This is a genomic window from Thalassotalea castellviae (assembly GCF_031846185.1).
Classification (GTDB): domain Bacteria; phylum Pseudomonadota; class Gammaproteobacteria; order Enterobacterales; family Alteromonadaceae; genus Thalassotalea_H; species Thalassotalea_H castellviae.
Map to the genome: position 1 here is coordinate 627569 of NZ_JAVRIF010000001.1, position 18022 is coordinate 645590.

Below are 18022 nucleotides of genomic sequence, written 5' to 3' on the forward strand. Positions count from 1 at the left end.
TAAGTCATGTAACCTGAACTCCCTACGGTTACATGACTTACCTTTTTATTTGAATAAATAATTCCCTCCCTTAAATATCACCTGAAAACTCATAATCGGTTTATGTGCCTATTGGTTATAATAGCTGTTATAGCAAAAGTATTACCTAGTTCACTCAAACCTTATATTGAGCAAAAGTACAAAAATATAATTTTCATATCTAAACGAAAATGTAATGACTTATAATTAAATATTAAAATAATAATAAATTTTTAAAAATTTTTTCGGTTTTATCACCCAGCAGACCTGCCACCGGTAGCATCTCGATTAACTTTCAGGTAATAATTTAACTATAGGCTACGTATTTACTAGCAATACAGCTTAAATTTTTCTTATATAAATTATTTGACAACTTTAACGTTACCGTGTAGTTTTTAAGCTGTGCCACCGGTAGCATTTATCGAAAAATGATAATAATTCGCATATTTAGTTTAATAACTTTAAAAAATACGTTATTAACTTTAATCGATATGCCACAGGTAGCAATGTGTTAAAAGTCTAAAAAAGACAAAGGCAGTACTTAAGTAATGTCTCATTAAATAAAAACATAATCTCGGGGAAAAACATGGAAACTAATCAGAAGAATTTTAAACTCAATCGCTTGCTAACCTGTATGCTATTAAGTAGTACTATTTCTGGTGCTGCGTATGCAGCTGGACAAAATACAGCAACTACGCAAGAAAACAAACAAGGAGCTGATGAAATAGAAGTGATTGAAGTAACCGGTGGCTTTAGAGGTTCACTCAGTAGAGGCCTTTTCGAAAAGCGTAATGCAACAAATTCAAAAGACACCATCATGAGTGAAGATGTCGGTAAAATGCCGGATCTTAACCTTGCAGAGTCGCTGCAACGAGTGCCTGGTGTTGCTATTACACGTGAAGGTGGTGAAGGACGAAATATTACCGTACGTGGTATGGGAGCAACTTACTCACAAGTTACCTTAAATGGTATGCAAATTCCAGCTTCAACGGGTGGTTTAGATTCTTCAGGTGGTGTTAACCGAGGTCGCTCATTTGACTTTAATATGTTTGGTTCTGAATTGTTCGGCCAAATGGATATTAACAAAACCTATACGGCAAGTTTAGAAGAAGGTGGTGTTGCATCAACAGTTTCTCTTCATACTTTACGCCCATTAGAGAACCCAGGTTTTCATGCTACGGGTTCTCTTCAAAGTTCATACAACGTACAAAATGGTGATACAAATCCCCGTATTAATGGTTTTGTTAGTAACTCATTTTTAGATGACACTGTAGGTGTTTTAGTCGGTGTTAGCACCAGTGAACGTTCTGTTAAACAAGAAGGTTTTGGTACCGTTCGTTGGACTGGGGCTCATGTTAAAAACGAACATTGGGCAGATACCAGTGCTACAACAATTAATGGTACTCCTCAGCCACAATTAAATAATCCAGATTTTAATGCCGCTACAGATGATCCTCTAGATTCTATGTGGGTACCCCGCTTACCTAGAACTGACTCATTTAACCAAGAACAATCTCGTGATAGTTTCTTAATTTCTCTTCAGGCTCTACCTATGGAAGATTTAGAGCTTGGTTTAAATATTTTAGATTCTAAACGCGATGCAGATGTTGAATCCTATAACTTCTTTGCACAAGTACGTAGTAAGTTTGGTTCAATAACTCCTCAGTCTGTAACCCTAGACCCTTCTGGTCGTTATATTCAAGCTGGTACCTTTTCTGGTGTAGAGCCACGTTCTGAAAGCCGTGGGCAATATGCAACAAGTGAATTCAACCAAACTGTTTTCAATGCTGACTATCAATTAAATGATACTATTGCACTTAGTTTTATGGTGGGTAAAGCAACTTCTGAGCATCATGAAGAACAATACCGTTATAACTTAACAGGTAATGCAACTACTTTTTCATATGACTTTACGGGTAATGATAACCTTCCAACTATGGATTACGGTTATGATATTACAGATGTATCTAACTTTGCTTGGACTGGTCCACATCACCGTAGCGATACCGTTATACGTGAAAATGAAACTGTACGTGCTGATATAGAATGGGAATTTAACGATGAAGGCTCAGTATTAAGAGCTGGTTACACTTCAAATACTCGTTCTATCGATTCAACTCATACTCGTAAAGCAGATGGTTTAACAGATCCAAACCCTGCTAGCACATCTAACACTAATAACTTAGGTTCAGTTGTTTCTGACTTTGGTGACTCAATTGGCGCGCCAAGCGGCATGTTCACTGATTGGTTAGTAGCTGACATTAATGTTGCTCGTAGTGAGTATAATGCTGGTAAGTTCTTACCTGATACACGTAGTGGAAACTATGTTGTTACAGAAGAAACTGAAGGTTTTTATATTGACGCTGATTACTTCTTAGGTCCAGTAATTATTAATGCTGGTGTTCGTTACGTAGAAACTACTGTTTCAGGTAATGCAAGTGACTTAGAAGAAACGTATGACAACACCTTACCTGCATTAAACTTAACATATAACGTGAATGAAGATATTCTTGTTCGGGCTGCATGGTCTGAAAACGTAGTTCGTCCAAACCCTCAATCACTTACTGGTGAAGTTAATGGTACGCCGATCAATGCAAGTGCTTCTGTTGCTAACCCAGGTGTTGGTCCTGAAACCGTTACTTCATTTGATTTAAGTGCTGAATGGTACTTTGCTGATGAGTCGTATGTTGCTGTTGTTTATTTCCAAAAAGAAATTACTGACGCGATTACAAGCAATACAGCTGCAGGTGTTACATTACCTAAAGAATACGCTGACATCATAGCTACTGATCCAATCTATAATGTTGGTAGCCCTTCTTATGACCCATCGGCTGTTGACCCATATAAAGCAAACGCTTGGGACTTAACAACTTCTACAAACTCTACTGAAACTGACGATATCGACGGTTTTGAAATTGCAGCTCGTTACATAACTGAGATGGGTGTTGGTTTTGATGCTAACTACACTAGAATCTCTAGTGACAACATCGTTCAAGGTTTATCAGAAAATGCTTATAACTTAGGTGTTTTCTATGAGAATGATACTTTTGGTGCCCGTTTATTTGTAAACGCTCGTGACGACTATCAAACTGGTGGTCCAAAAGATGGTAATGAAAGCCAAAATAACACAGGTCCTACTCGTGTTGACTTCGCTTCTTCGTATATCTTCAATGAAAACGTAACCTTTACTGTAGATGTTATTAATTTAACAAATGAAGAAGAGCGTAACTTTACTACAGGACCTACAGGTGACATGAACTTAATTCGTGAGTTCAACACTACTGGTACTGAACTGGTATTAGGTGTTCGAGCTTCATTTTAAATTTAGCCATATAGTTTAATAAAAAGCTCGACTTTAAAACGTCGAGCTTTTTTCTATTAAATTAACATGTTAAGTCTCGATAACACATGTATTTACTCACCTTATATTTGAAATAAATATTTTTTAGCATTCGCTGAAATCCAAATAAGCAACGAATAAGATCAATAAAAAATAACTACAATTCAAACCCAAGCAGAAGGTTTTAACTTCTATGAAAAACTTTTTATTAAAAAGCACAATATCGAATATATTGATATTAAATATATTTTTAAGCATATCGGTTCATGCCAATAATGATATATCCAAAAATATCCAAAAAAGTGCTTCAAAAAATGATTGGGCAATGATGGATAACATAATAGCCAATATTCAACTACCCAACATTAAATCACAAGCCTTTACTATTTCAGATTTTGGCGCAACTCCTGGTGGTGAAAAAGATGCAAGATCAGCCATATTGGCAACCATTGCATATGCCGTAAAACAAGGTGGCGGAAAAGTCGTTATTCCCCAAGGTGTTTGGTTAACTAACGGCCCTATTGTTTTACAATCCGGTATTAATTTACACCTTGCGAAAGGAGCTACCTTATTATTTAGTGCCAATGCTGAAGACTATTTACCTGTGGTGAAGAAACGCTGGGAAGGCACAGAAATGTTCGGTTATTCACCGATGATTTATGCAAATAATGTTGAAGATGTCGCGATCACCGGTAAAGGTGTGATTGACGGCAATACCAATAGTGACTTTCATACATGGTACAAAAAACAACAGCCAGATATGCTCGCTTTAAGAACCATGGGAATAAAAGGCGTACCGGTAGAAAACAGACAATTTGGCAAAGGTCATTTTTTACGTCCAGAATTAATACAACTTTTTGGTGCTAAACGTGTGTTACTTGAAGGTTATACTGCTAAAAATTCACCTTTTTGGGTTAATCATTTAGTGTATACAGATCATGCAACTGTGCGCGATATTCGTGTAGATAGCCATAGAGGTAACAACGACGGAATAGATATTGAGTCAAGTACTTATGTATTAGTAGAGAATAGCCATTTTCGAACAGGTGATGATGCAGTTGTGGTTAAGTCTGGGCGAGATAAAGATGGTCGCGATATCGCTAAACCCAGTAAATACATTGTAGTGAGAAATAATGACATGGGTGGCGAAGATGGTATTGCACTTGGCAGTGAAATGTCTGGCGGGATCAGTCATGTATATTTTACCGATAATATATTGAGAAATGGCAAAGCAGCCATTCGTTTTAAAGGTTCACTTGATAGAGGTGGCTTGGTAGAACACATTAGAGTTCGCAATATGACGATTGCTGAATTTGACGATATTTTTTGGTTTCAATTAAACTACCCCGGTGTTATCGAAGGTGGGCACCCTTCTATTTACCGTGATATTGTTTTTGAAAATATTACAGTAGAAAAAGCCAAACGAATCGTCTTTGAAGCGCATGCCTATAAAGACTTTCCTATTGAAGATATCATTTTAAAAGACGTTACAATAAAAGAAGCAAAGCAAACCTTTATATTGGATCATGTAAAAAATTTAGTATTTGATAATGTGTCAATTAATAATAAAGTAATCAATAAAACGTATAATCAACATTAACTTTTAGTCCATTTAAAACAATATCTGATGGGTTTCAAATTTGAGTACTATTAATACCAATTTGAACCCATTGGCTCACCAATCACTCCTATTAGATATCAAATAAAATGACCTCATCTGATAATATTTTTTCCCTTTTAGATATAGCTTTTAGTGTCACCTCGCCAATTTTTATTATTATTTCCCTTGGTGCATGGCTTAATCACATTAAATTTATCAATGAAGAATTCATTCGTATAGCTTCAAAAATCATATTTAATATTGGCTTACCGATCATGTTATTTACCAACACAGCAAGTCATGACTTTAATAAGCTAATCAACCTTACTCATTTAGCGATTATTTTAGCTACAACCATAATCGTATTTATTGTTAGTCAACTTACCGCGAGCCAATTTATTGAAAATAAACGCGACAAAGGTGTTTTTGTTCAAGGTGCTTTTAGAGGTAACTTAATCATTCTAGGGTTAGCGTTCTGCTCAAGTGCATATGGCGAAAAAGGCATTGCTATTGCCACCCTCCCTATGGCGATTATTATTATTGTCTACAATTTATTATCAATTTATACCCTCAATGCAAGTTTACTCACGCAAAGTTTTTCATTGAAGAAAAGTATCGATGACATTATTAAAAACCCGTTAATAATTGGCATAGTGGCGGGCTTATTAGTGAATTCTACTAAGCTACCAATACCTAATGTAATAATGAAAAGTAGTCATTATTTATCACAAATGACCTTACCTTTGGCCTTGTTAGCCATTGGAGGTTCACTCAACTTTTTACAAATGAAGGAAAACCTAAAACCAGCAATAGCAGCGAGTGTCTTTAAAATTGTTTTAAGTCCAATTATTATGATTACTTTACTACTGCTATTTCCAATAGAAAAAACAGCTGCTGGTGTTTTATTCTTTTTAGCCGCCTCTCCTACCGCAACCGCAAGTTTTATTATGGTGAAAGCCATGAATGGTAATAGCGATTTAGCAGCAAAAATTATTATTCTCTCTACATTCGTTTCAATCATCACGGTAACATTTGGCTTTGCCATGCTCGTTGCTTTAAATTTAATCGCGTTAAACTAATTGATTATTTTATTAACGTTTACGATTGATGAACGATAGAAAAGTACTATTAATAACGACTATTTTATCAAAGATACCGAATAATCAATTATAAACAAAAACAATTGCCACCGGTGGCAATTGTTGGTAAAGTTTAACCAAAGAATTAAAAAACTAAACTTATACCTCAGCTAATAAAGTTATTTATCTATTAGCTAAATTTCATTGTATGAGTTAAACCAGCTTTAAAAAGAGATTCGTTTAAATGGATAATAATAGAAGATTTGTACTGAAAACATTAGCGTCGAGCTCTGTGGCTTTGGCTGGATTGTCAGCATGCACAAACAACCCCCTAACCGACATACTTGTTACTGATACCCCACCGGTAGATGATTGGTTACAAGCACAAAAAATTCGCGCTGCTATTATTGTTCCTCAATTTGCTAATCAATTATTCAATATCGAAGAGTTCGGTGCTATAAATGATGGCACTTTCGACTGTACCTCAGCAATTAATCAAGCCATTCAAGCTTGTCATCAAGCAGGTGGAGGAAAGGTGTTAATTCCTGATGGAAAGTTTTTTACCGGCGCTATTCACCTACTTTCAAACGTAAACTTACATCTTTCTGATAAAGCGACACTCAGCTTTAGTACCGAGCCACGTCATTATTTACCTGCGGTATTTACACGATGGGAAGGTTTAGAAATGATGGGTTATTCCCCGTTAATTTATGCTTATAAACAAAAAAATATCGCTATCACAGGTAAAGGTACATTAGAAGGTAATGCCGACAACCAAACGTGGTGGCCTTGGAAAGGGCCGCATAAAGAGGCACATTGGCAAATGATTGCTGGAGAAGATCAAAAACCAGCGCGCATGAAACTGATGCAAGATGCTGAAGATCATGTACCAGTCCAAGACAGAAATTACAGTGAAGGTGCCTTTTTAAGACCTCCGTTTATACAACCTTATTTATGTGAAAATGTTTTGGTAGAAGGCGTCACCATTAAAAATTCGCCATTTTGGTTATTAAACCCGGTACTTTGTAAACACGTTAGAGTCACTGGTGTCACTTTTTTAAGTCATGGACCAAATTCAGATGGCTTTGATCCTGAAAGCTGTGATCACGTGTATATTGATGATTGTTTATTTGATACCGGTGATGATTGTATTGCGATTAAATCAGGGCGTAATGCAGATGGTCGACGCGTAGCAACCCCTTGTCAAAATATTGTGATTGAAAACTGTCATATGAAAGAAGGTCATGGCGGCGTTGTTATTGGCAGCGAGATATCTGGCGGTGTTAATAATGTCTTTGTGCAAAACTGTACTATGGATAGTCCTTATTTAGAAAGAGCTATACGTATTAAAACCAACTCTGTACGTGGCGGCCTTATCGAGCATATAAGGATAAGAAATATCAACGTTGGTACAGTAAAAAATGCCATTGTAGTGAACTTTTTCTACGAAGAAGGTGATGCTGGAAAATTTGATCCTACCGTGCGTGATATTAAAATTGAAAAACTGCAATGTAAAAATGTATTAGATAAAGCGCTATTTTTACGAGGGTTCGAACGTGCTCCTATGTACGATATCCATTTAATCGATTGCAAATTTGACACTGTGGCAAAACCTTCAATTGTCGAACATGTTAAAAACTTTACCCTCACAGACGTATTTATTAACGGTAAAGAAATATCGAACAACGCATAAAGCGCTAAATTAACACTAAGTTAACGCTCCGTTTATCAACATTTTCAAGCGTTAATTTTATTTTTAAATGCTACCGGTAGTAATAGTTTGAGTAGCATTTAGTTTAAACAAGTAATATATGAATAAAGGTTTAAGGAATTTTACATGTCTAACGATTCAACTCTATTAGCACTTCACCCTGATAGATTATTTTCAAGCGATGCAGCAGTGATCAAAATTGCACGTGAACTCTATGAATCAATTAAAGATTTACCCATTATTAGTCCACACGGCCATACCGACCCACGTTGGTTTAATGAAAATGAAAATTTTGGTAATGCCACTGAATTATTTCTAAAACCCGACCATTACGTATTTAGAATGCTATATAGCCAAGGGATTAAATTAACCGATTTAGGTATTCCTCAACATGGTGAACAAGGCGATTTAGCCTCGTCAAAAGCGGCAGACCCCACTAAAGCGTGGCAATTATTTGCTGATAATTATCATCTATTTGCAGGTACACCTTCTGGCTATTGGTTAGATTCGGTATTTTGTGATGTTTTTGGTTTCACTGAAAAGCTTTGTAGCGATAACGCTCAACAATATTATCAAGAAATTACCGCGCAACTTGCTACGCCAGAGTTTAAACCTCATGCACTGATGGATCGCTTTAATATTGAGTTTATTGCAACAACAGAAGGCGCATTAGATGATTTAAAGCATCATAGAGCAATAAAAGACACACCAATGGCAAAACGTGTCGTGACCAGTTTTCGCCCTGATGATGTGGTTGATGCTAGCCGTGAAGACTTTATCGACAATGTGAAAAAGCTAGGTGAAATCACGGGAAAAGACACAAAGACTTGGCAAGGTTACCTTGAGGCTATCAGAGTAAGACGCGCTTATTTTATTACCGAGGGACGTGCAACCGCTACAGATCATGGTCACCCTACGGCATTAACGGCAGATTTGTCATTAGCTGATTGTGAAAGCTTATTCGCCAAATGTTTATCAGGTCAATCAAACGAAGACGAACAAGAGCTATTTCGCGGCCAGTTACTGACAGAGCTAGCGGGTATGAGTATTGAAGATGGCTTAGTAATGCAAATTCACCCGGGTGCTCATCGAAATCATAATCAACCTATTTTTGATTTCTATGGTCGAGATAAAGGTTGTGATATTCCAAGTCAAACAGAATATGTAAACGCCTTAAAACCATTACTGAGTAAATATGGAAATCATCCTGACTTAAATATCATTTTATTTACACTAGATGAAACCACTTATAGCCGCGAGTTAGCACCATTAGCGGGTCATTACCCCAGTTTAAAACTAGGGCCTGCTTGGTGGTTTCATGACAGTCCTGCAGGAATGCTAAGGTTTAGACAACAAACCACTGAAACCGCTGGCTTTTATAATACCGTTGGTTTTAATGATGATACTCGCGCATTTTTATCCATTCCTGCGCGCCATGATGTTGCCCGTCGAGTTGATTGTCGATATTTAGCTGAGCTGGTTACTAATCATCAAATTGATATAAAAACAGCTCATGAATTAGCGTATCAATTAACTTATGGCTTAGTAAAAAAAGCCTATAAGTTAGCGTAATAAAATTCAAGCGCAAGAAGATTCAAGCGATAAACGTAGAACAAAGTAAAAATAAAAGTGTAATTATTAGCAAGCTTTGTACTACTTTAAAAGTCACTCTGGGGGAAATAATGTTTAGCAGTAATAAAGCTTTGACGAATAATAAACAGTTTGCAACTACTTTAACGCCTTGTTTAACAAAGGCCAGCTTAGCAATGGCAATTTGCTTCGCAATGTTCGGATGTTCAAAACCAATTAATAGCGAGCAAGCGTCTGATACGACACCGATTAAAGAGGTTACACAACCTTCACGCGTAAAAATAGCCGAAGTAGACGTTATCAACCCTTCAACTTTTGCTCGTAAAGACGAAGCGATTTACTTTAGTTATTATGACTTAGGGATTGAAAAACCGAAAAAAAATAGCAGCATCGAAGTGCTCCATCAAGAGAAACAGCTTTCTACACAACATATCGACAGTGATTATGATGGTGTAAATGACGGTATTTTATTCTTAATTGACCTGATTGATAACAAAGTGAATACCGTCACTATTAATACCGTAAAAATGAATACGATTAACGAAAAAACTGGCATCAATCAGCCTGTTTTTAAAAAACGAGTTCAAGCGGAAATATCTCATAAAGTTGACGGGAATTGGCTAGCACATACAAAACCGGCTAAGCATCTTATCGATAAAAACTTACAAGAATATCAGGGGGGTAAGTTCAAAAATGTCACTCAGTTAACACCGCCAGATTATTATTCAGATCATTCCAATTGGATCCGTTATGAAGGCCCAGGCATTGAATCAGACAAAGTAGGTTATAGAATCTACCTCGATTGGCGCAATGGCTTTGATATTTTCGGTAAATTAACGGAAGAGCCAATTCTTAGCAAGATAGGACAAGATGGCTATGAGTCTTATCATCATATGCAACCTTGGGGCATGGACATTCTAAAAGTGGGAGGTTCATTAGGTGCCGGTGGTTTTGGCTTAATGACCGACGATAAAAATTCAACCTTAGAACACATCAGTGAAGTAAAAACTCGACAAGCAATTATTGCGGAAAACGGAAATATCCAAAGCAGGGTTAATATTAATTATTTGGGCTGGAAAAATAGCCTGAATACACAAAACTTGACAGCTAATATCTCAATGATTGCTGGCTCAAGATTAGCAAAAGTACACTTAAACTTAGAAAAAGATCTACCTAATATCACTGCCGGTGTAGTTAAACATCAAGGCTCTAAACTTATTCAAGGTAATATTGATATTAGCGGTTATCAATATTCATACATCGCGAGCTGGGGTAAGCAAAGCTTAGATGACAGCATGCTGGGTATGGCGATTTTTTTCAAAAAAGGCCAATTAATTAAAACCCTTGAAGACGAAAAGAACTATTTAGTTCAACTAAAACCAAGAGGTAAAAGTGGTGAGACTGCTGTAGAATATTATTTTGCTTCGGTATGGCAACCAGAAAGTGGTATTGATAACGAAGCTGAATTTATTGCCTACTTAAAGCAAGAAGCTGACAAACTGACAAGAAAACCAAGAACTTATTTGTCTACTGCACTCACTGAACAAGCAACGTCAACGCCACTAAAAGCTGAAGGCGCACTCAACTGGGGTATAGCATTAGCCGACTCTGAGTTGAACCGAAAAGCCTTAGGATATTTTCATAATGGTTGGGATGTGAACCGAGCACGTAAACCAAAATTTGAATACGATATTATTGGTCTGCAACCATACACTTTTGACTTATTAGCCGATTTAACCGGTGACGAAAAATACCGTCAAGTTATCGAGCAGGTTACCGCGAGTTTTATTACTGATGATGGTAAAATACTTGCTTATAACAAGAAAAACTTCAATATAGACAATATTCCTCCCGGTAGAAACTTGCTGAGATTATACAAACGCACGCAGGACGAAAAATTCCGACTTGCTGCTACAGCATTAAGGCAACAGTTAACAGAGCATCCAAAAACCTCACAAGGCGCTTTTTGGCATAAAAATAAGTACACCAATCAATTATGGTTAGACGGTGTATATATGGGGATGCCATTTCTGGCGGAATACGCCATGATGTTCGAAGAAGGACATCAACAACAAGAAAGTCTTCATGAAGTCATCAATGAATTTAAATTAACGCGTAAATACTTAAGAGACGAAAAGTCTGGCTTGTACTATCACGGCTGGGATGAATCAAAAGAGCAAAGTTGGGCAAATAAATCTACCGGACAATCCCCTGAGTTTTGGGCACGTGGCGTCGGCTGGTTAGCCATGGCAATCGTCGATGTATTAGATTCGATTCCTGAAAAAAATATTGATGATAGAAAGTTTCTCATTGAAATGGTGAGTGAACTCGCTGACACACTTGCAAAAGTTCAAGATCAAACATCAGGTGCGTGGTGGCAGGTTTTAGATAAACCTAATGCGGTTGGTAACTACAAAGAGTCATCAGCAACGGCTATGTTTACCTATTTCTTCGCCAAAGCGATAAATAATGGCTATTTAACTGATGATTATAATAATATTGCTCAATCTGCTTTTAAAGCCTTAATTAACGAATTTACTGTAGTACATTTAGACGGCGCTACCAGTATGACCAACCAATGTTACGTCGCCGGTTTAAGTTTTGGTCGTGATGGTAGTTATGGTTATTACATGAATGAGCCTGTGAGCGTTAATGATCCTAAAGGCACCAGCCCCTATATTTTAGCCAGTATCGAAATGTATAAATTGTTGAATAAAAATTAATAATTAATACTCGCACAAATTTCAGAGTAGCTTAAAAAGTTTGTAATAAGAAAGCCCTGATAAGTTAACTTATCAGGGCTTTGCAATGTTAATTAATCAGCTCACGGTTATTTTTTATCGGTAGACTCTCGTTTAACTAAATGAGGTTTAATGAGCTCTTCTAAGGTAATTTTTTCACTTTCAGCTGATTGGCTTTTATTAATGAGTTTTTGTACAGCCAAACGAGCCATATTGCTTACTGGACGTTTTATGGTCGTTAACGAAGGAATAATTCTTGAAGCTAAAATATTGTCATCAAAACCTGCAACAGAGAGCTCTTCAGGTACTTTAATGGCTAAATCACTGGCTACACGAAGCACTCCTGCCGCCATTTCATCATTGTTTGCTACGATAGCCGTTGGCCTTTTTTTCATTGACGAATTGGCGGAATCAACTGAGCCAAGCAACTGATGAGCGCATTCTATACCGCTTTCATAACTGTTTTTACCTTCTATAATACGCTCTGGCGGTAAAGTCACTTTACATAATTCTAGTTCAGCTAAAAAACCTTCCATACGTTCCATTGATGAGCGATATCTTCGAGGACCAGAAATAAATCCAATATCGGTATGACCCAATTCAACAAGATGATCCGCCATCTCTTTCATGGCCTCACGCTCGTCTGACACTACAATATTATCATGATCATCTAAATCAACTGAGGCTAAGCGCACATAAGCACAATTCGCTGCTCTAATTGCCGCCGCGAGTGCTTTATTTTCAGAAACTGGTGGTAAAATAATAACGCCATCTAATTTTGAACGAGCAATAAAGGATAAACAATCATCAATAAAGTCAGGGCTTTTAGAATGGCAAGGATGTACAACCAGCTCATAACCTAATGCTGAACATACACTAAGCGCACCACGTTGTACTTCATCAATATATAAAGCATCAGGGTTATCGTAGATTAAACCCAATAAATATGATCGACTTGACGCGAGCCCTCTCGCTTGTTTGTCAGGCGAAAAATTAACTTCTGCAATGATTTTAAGTACTTTTTCTCTAGTAGCTTCACCTACAGCAGGCGAGCGATTAATGACACGAGAAACAGTCCGCTTAGAAACCCCTGAAAGCCTTGCTACATCATTTATGGTTACCGACATAAATATTCCTGCCTATATTGAGGCGGCAAGTTTATCACCAACCTCTGTTCCTTAAAAGATCTAACCTAGATCTATGTTTATTTTGATAAAAAGTACCTTACCCTATTAACTAAACTGATTAATTTATTAGCCCGAAAAATCGCGGCAACGTTTCACTAATTGCAGGTACGTAAGTGACTAACATTAAAACAGCAAACATCACTAAATAAAGGGGTATCATAGGCTTAATAATTTTATGTAGTGACGTTTTCGCGACCGCACAACTTACGAATAGCACACTACCCACTGGTGGTGATACAAGCCCTATCGATAAATTAAGTACGACCATAATACCAAATTGAATCGGTGACATGCCAAATTCCATCGCCACAGGTAAAAATATCGGTGTGAAAATCAATACTGCTGGTGTCATATCGATAAAAGCGCCCACTACGATTAAAATTAAGTTAATTAATAATAAAACGATTAAAGGATTTTCACTTAATGTTAAGAAAAATTCACTAATGGTTTGTGGAATATGTGTGTAAGACAACAACCAAGACATTGCTGACGATGCACCAATGATCAGCATAACAATCGCAGTAGTTTCACATGCTTTTAATAATAAAGCGGGTAATTCTTGGGTATTAATTTCTTTATAGACACCAACAGAAAGCACCAGTGCATAAAGTACCGCTATAGCGCCTGCTTCTGTGGCCGTGAAAATTCCACCGATAATACCGCCAATCACAATAAACACTAAAAATAAACTTGGTAAAGCAGCCACTATTTTTTCAAGAGCAACCTTTAAAGGTAAACGCGCTGTAACCGGATATTTGTGACGAATAGCGTATAAAGAACAAACCAACATTAATGCTAATCCAACTAAAATTCCAGGTAAATAACCTGCGACAAATAATGCCGCGATAGAAACGCCACCACTTGCAATAGCATAAATAATTAAAATATTACTCGGTGGTATCAACATTCCCGTAGTAGCTGCAGACGCGGTGACTGCCGCGCCAAACTCCGCACTATAACCATGCTTTTTCATTTCTGGGATCATAAAGCTACCTATAGCAGACGTTGCCGCAACAGCAGAGCCAGAAATAGCACCAAATAACATACAAGACATTACATTTACTAGTGCTAAACCGCCTGGTAAAGAACCAATTAGCGCCATAGCGCATTCAATTAATCGTTTAGCGATACCGCCCTGTCCCATAATTAAGCCAGATAATATAAAGAATGGTATTGCCAATAACGCAAAACTATCTATACCTCCTGCCATTTGCTGAGCAATAGTCATAACGGCTGGTGTAAAGTCGATATGCATAATTAATGAAATTAAGGTTGCCAAACCAATACAAATTGAAATAGGCACATTTAAAAACAATAAAATGAAAAAACTGACAAGTAAAACAATTGCGGTAATATCCATTAGCTCTCTCCTTTTACGATGTCTATTGTTTGTGATTTGGAAGCAATTGGTGTTGAAGAATTTGGCGTTGATTTAATAAGTTGAAAAATATTATCAAGACAAAACATCATGATTAACGTGCCAGAGATAGGGATAGCGGAATATATTAACCCCATATTGAGCCCTAAAGCCGCAGAAGTTTGCTTTAATTCTATATTCATTAAAACAAGCAACGCTCCGCCGTACATCATGACACCGCATGCAAATACTAAAACCAATAATTCAATTAATATACGTATCGGCTTTTGCTTTACCGGCGCAAGTTTATCTACAAAAAGGTCTAAACCTAAATGCGCTTTAGATTGATAGGCGTAAGCAGAGCCTAAAATACCAATCCAAATAAGTAAAAAACGTGCTAATTCTTCAGTAAATGAACTGGGTGATTGAATAATAAAACGAGAAAATACTTGCCAGGTTACGGTTACTACAATTGCCGCCATCGCTAACATCAATATTTTTTCGAGTAATTTATTTATAAATGACAAAAGCATTTGCATGATTTTAAGCCCTTACATTTTTTTAATTTGAATGATTTGCTCAGCGACAGGGCTCTCAGCAAAGGAAGCATGGAAGTCAACCATTTTGGCTTGAAATGCAGCTTTATCGGGATAAACTATCGTAGTGCCTGCCTTTTCTACCGCGAGCATTGCTTCATCAGAGGCCTTTTGCCATAACAGTTTTTGATGCTCAACGGCATCGCTCATTGCAGCAGTTAACCAACCTTGCTGTTCACTCGATAGGGCTTGCCATACAGGTAAACTTGCAAGAATTACGTCAGGAACAAAGGTATGCTCATCTAAGCTATAAAATTTAGCAATTTCGTAATGACGAGAGATAAAGTAACTCGGCGGGTTGTTTTCTGCGCCATCAACAACTCCTTGCTGTAATGCTGCATAAAGCTCCCCCCATGCAATTGGTGTAGCTGCGCCCCCTAAAGCCTTAACAGCAGCAACAGCTGTTGGGCTATTTAATACTCTGATCTTTTTACCAATTAAATCGTCAGGCGTATTAATTGGGCCTTCTGTGGTATAAAAGCTACGGCTACCCGCATCAAAGTAACCCATGCCTTTCAATCGTACCTTTTCAACTTTTTTAAGAAGATCTTGACCAATGTCACTGTTGAGAACTCGCCAAAAATGATTTCGATCACGCATCAAATATGGAATACCAAACACTTGCATTTCTGGCACAAATCCCTCTAATGGGCTCGCCGAAACCTTGGTCATAGATAAACTACCAATTTGTAGCAATTCGATCATTTCTCGTTCGGTACCAAGTTGTGCACCTGGATATATCACCATTTCCATTCTACCTTCCGAATAATGTTCAATTCGGTCAGCCATATATTCCATAGCAACATGAACAACGTGACGAGTATCATGAGTATGACCCAAGGTTAATGTCGTTTTTTCGTTTTTTATATTACAACTCAGCAAAGATAAACTAATTAAAAGAGTACCCACTTTCATAAAACTTAGTTTATTAAGCACATTCTTTTTCAGTCTATTGCTATTTAACACTTTGGTATTCAATGCATTAGTTTTCATTATTTTACTTCTCAACATTTGAATAAAGTAACTTACGACTATCGCAATTGGTTAGGTTGATATTTATCCATATCATCATAATCTAGGTTTTCACCTGCCATGCCCCAAATAAAACTATAGTTTTGTGTGCCTGAGCCCGAGTGAATTGACCAAGGTGGTGAGATAACCGCCTGCTCATTGTGTACCCATATATGGCGAGTTTCTTGAGGTTCGCCCATAAAATGGCAAACAGCCTGTTCTTCTTCTACCTCAAAATAAAAGTACACTTCATTTCGTCTGTCATGCTGATGTGCTGGCATCGTATTCCATACACTGCCAGGATTTAAACTGGTTAAGCCCATTTGTAGTTGGCAAGTTTCTACGACGGTATTGATCAACATTTGATTAATGTCTCGTTCGTTTGATGTTGCTAAACTCCCCAGATGAAGTACATTAGCGTCTGCGGTTGTCACTAATTTATTCGGATATTTATGATGCGCAGGCGCTGAATTTAAATAAAACTTAGCCGGCTTATTTGCGTCATCGCTGCTAAACACTACCTCTTGTGTATCTTTACCTAGATACAATGCATCTTTATAACCTAATTTATACACCTCACCATCAGCGGTAACTGAACCTGAAGCGCCAACGTTAATAATGCCTAACTCTCGACCATGTAGAAAAGTTTTTGCTTTTAACGCATCTAATGTTTCTAATTTCAGTGGCGATGATGTTGGTACAGCGCTACCGACCATAAAGCGCTCATAATGAGAATAAACCCAATAAACCGTGTCTTTTTGCATCAATTTTTCAACTAAAAATTCATTCCTTAGCTGCGTTGTATCAAACCCTTTAACTTCGTTTGGACCTAATGCATATCTAACTTCAATTTCTGTGGACATAATTTATCCTTTACCTATTTAATTAATTTTTTACTTATCAATTTATAATCTATTAACGATATAAACTATCGTGCTAACCAGCCACCATCAACGGCAAGTACATGGCCATTGACATAATCACTTGCTGATGAAGATAAAAATATTGCTGCGCCTGCTAAATCTTCTGGCTCACCCCAACGGCCAGCGGGGATACGCTTTTCTATCTCAGCATTTCTGTCAGGGTCGTCTTGAATAGCTTGCGTGTTATCGGTTTTAAAATAACCAGGCGCTATGGCATTAATTTGAATATTATGACATGCCCACTCATTAGCTAAGGCTTTCGTAACACCAGCAATTGCATGTTTACTTGCCGTGTATGCGGGTACTGTCATGCCACCACTGTATGACAGCATTGAAGCGATATTAATAATTTTTCCACGGCCTTTGGCGATCATCGCTGGCGCTAACGTTTGTGCTAAAACAAAACTCGCATCTAAATTTACCGTCATTACGCGCTGCCACTCTTGATATGAATATTCAATGGCGGGGCTTCTAAAAATAGTGCCCCCTACATTCACTAAAATATCGATAACGGTATGCTCGGTAAGTAATGCCTGCGCCATCTTTTTTACATTAGCTATATCACTTAAGTCCACAGTACTTTCTGAGGCAATTCCACCATTTGCATTGATCATACTAATTGTTTCAGCACAACCACTATCTTTACTGCTGCTACAAATAACTTCAGCCCCTGCGTTAGATAAACCAATAGCTATTTGTTGACCTAACCCTCTGCTTGCTCCGGTAACTAACGCTTTTTTACCCTTTAAATCGAAGAGCTGTATTGACATTTCTTTTCTCACTTAGATAATTTCTTTAGAATCGTAGATTGCCACGATCTTGTTAATGAAGTCTATTTTTCGCTACCGGTGGCAATTTGTCAAATACTA

General features: G+C 37.4%; 12 protein-coding genes. 6 read left to right on the plus strand and 6 right to left on the minus strand.

The window, feature by feature from the left end:
• Positions 1–604 precede the first annotated feature (604 nt).
• The 6 genes from RM573_RS02760 to RM573_RS02785 all read left to right on the plus strand — a co-directional run bounded on the left by RM573_RS02760 (position 605) and on the right by RM573_RS02785 (position 12061).
• Complete coding sequence (locus tag RM573_RS02760) at positions 605–3340, plus strand: TonB-dependent receptor (protein ID WP_311576874.1); 2736 nt, start codon at positions 605–607, stop codon at positions 3338–3340.
• A 211-nt stretch (positions 3341–3551) separates the two neighbouring features.
• A complete protein-coding gene (locus RM573_RS02765; RefSeq protein WP_311576876.1) occupies positions 3552–4958 on the plus strand; it encodes a glycoside hydrolase family 28 protein in 1407 nt (468 codons plus the stop codon).
• 107 nt (positions 4959–5065) lie between these two features.
• Positions 5066–6037 (plus strand): AEC family transporter, encoded by a 972-nt coding sequence (locus tag RM573_RS02770; RefSeq protein WP_311576878.1) that lies wholly within the window; start codon positions 5066–5068, stop codon positions 6035–6037.
• A gap of 244 nt (positions 6038–6281) precedes the next feature.
• Positions 6282–7730, plus strand: coding sequence for a glycoside hydrolase family 28 protein (locus RM573_RS02775; protein WP_311576881.1), 1449 nt, complete (start codon positions 6282–6284; stop codon positions 7728–7730).
• A gap of 144 nt (positions 7731–7874) precedes the next feature.
• On the plus strand, positions 7875–9320 hold the full coding sequence (gene uxaC / locus RM573_RS02780) for a glucuronate isomerase (RefSeq protein WP_311576884.1): 1446 nt from the start codon (positions 7875–7877) through the stop codon (positions 9318–9320).
• A 110-nt stretch (positions 9321–9430) separates the two neighbouring features.
• Positions 9431–12061: a DUF4861 family protein gene (locus tag RM573_RS02785; protein WP_311576887.1), complete on the plus strand. Its 2631-nt coding sequence runs from the start codon at positions 9431–9433 to the stop codon at positions 12059–12061.
• 107 nt (positions 12062–12168) lie between these two features.
• On the opposite strand, the gene RM573_RS02790 is transcribed toward RM573_RS02785, so the two are convergent.
• The 6 genes from RM573_RS02790 to kduD all read right to left on the minus strand — a co-directional run bounded on the left by RM573_RS02790 (position 12169) and on the right by kduD (position 17923).
• Entirely contained in the window at positions 12169–13206 is a 1038-nt protein-coding gene (locus RM573_RS02790) for a LacI family DNA-binding transcriptional regulator (protein ID WP_311576890.1), read from the minus strand.
• Between the two features lie 118 nt (positions 13207–13324).
• On the minus strand, positions 13325–14626 hold the full coding sequence (locus RM573_RS02795) for a TRAP transporter large permease (protein WP_311576892.1): 1302 nt from the start codon (positions 14624–14626) through the stop codon (positions 13325–13327).
• Positions 14626–15162 (minus strand): TRAP transporter small permease, encoded by a 537-nt coding sequence (locus tag RM573_RS02800; protein ID WP_311576895.1) that lies wholly within the window; start codon positions 15160–15162, stop codon positions 14626–14628. The genes RM573_RS02795 and RM573_RS02800 overlap by 1 nt, the downstream gene beginning before the upstream one ends.
• Before the next feature lie 12 nt (positions 15163–15174).
• Positions 15175–16134: a TRAP transporter substrate-binding protein gene (locus RM573_RS02805; RefSeq protein ID WP_311577434.1), complete on the minus strand. Its 960-nt coding sequence runs from the start codon at positions 16132–16134 to the stop codon at positions 15175–15177.
• 116 nt (positions 16135–16250) lie between these two features.
• Complete coding sequence (gene kduI, locus RM573_RS02810; RefSeq protein WP_311576899.1) at positions 16251–17093, minus strand: 5-dehydro-4-deoxy-D-glucuronate isomerase; 843 nt, start codon at positions 17091–17093, stop codon at positions 16251–16253.
• 65 nt (positions 17094–17158) lie between these two features.
• Positions 17159–17923, minus strand: a complete 765-nt coding sequence (kduD, locus tag RM573_RS02815) for a 2-dehydro-3-deoxy-D-gluconate 5-dehydrogenase KduD (protein ID WP_311576902.1) — start codon at positions 17921–17923, stop codon at positions 17159–17161.
• Positions 17924–18022: the final 99 nt, after the last annotated feature.

Bases quoted from the DNA above. Each gene is read 5' to 3' on its own strand.
- RM573_RS02760 (WP_311576874.1), top strand. From the start codon at position 605: ATGGAAACTAATCAGAAGAATTTTAAACTCAATCGCTTGCTAACCTGT.
- RM573_RS02765 (WP_311576876.1), top strand. From the start codon at position 3,552: ATGAAAAACTTTTTATTAAAAAGCACAATATCGAATATATTGATATTA.
- RM573_RS02770 (WP_311576878.1), top strand. From the start codon at position 5,066: ATGACCTCATCTGATAATATTTTTTCCCTTTTAGATATAGCTTTTAGT.
- RM573_RS02775 (WP_311576881.1), top strand. From the start codon at position 6,282: ATGGATAATAATAGAAGATTTGTACTGAAAACATTAGCGTCGAGCTCT.
- uxaC (WP_311576884.1), top strand. From the start codon at position 7,875: ATGTCTAACGATTCAACTCTATTAGCACTTCACCCTGATAGATTATTT.
- RM573_RS02785 (WP_311576887.1), top strand. From the start codon at position 9,431: ATGTTTAGCAGTAATAAAGCTTTGACGAATAATAAACAGTTTGCAACT.
- RM573_RS02790 (WP_311576890.1), bottom strand. From the start codon at position 13,206: ATGTCGGTAACCATAAATGATGTAGCAAGGCTTTCAGGGGTTTCTAAG.
- RM573_RS02795 (WP_311576892.1), bottom strand. From the start codon at position 14,626: ATGGATATTACCGCAATTGTTTTACTTGTCAGTTTTTTCATTTTATTG.
- RM573_RS02800 (WP_311576895.1), bottom strand. From the start codon at position 15,162: ATGCAAATGCTTTTGTCATTTATAAATAAATTACTCGAAAAAATATTG.
- RM573_RS02805 (WP_311577434.1), bottom strand. From the start codon at position 16,134: ATGAAAGTGGGTACTCTTTTAATTAGTTTATCTTTGCTGAGTTGTAAT.
- kduI (WP_311576899.1), bottom strand. From the start codon at position 17,093: ATGTCCACAGAAATTGAAGTTAGATATGCATTAGGTCCAAACGAAGTT.
- kduD (WP_311576902.1), bottom strand. From the start codon at position 17,923: ATGTCAATACAGCTCTTCGATTTAAAGGGTAAAAAAGCGTTAGTTACC.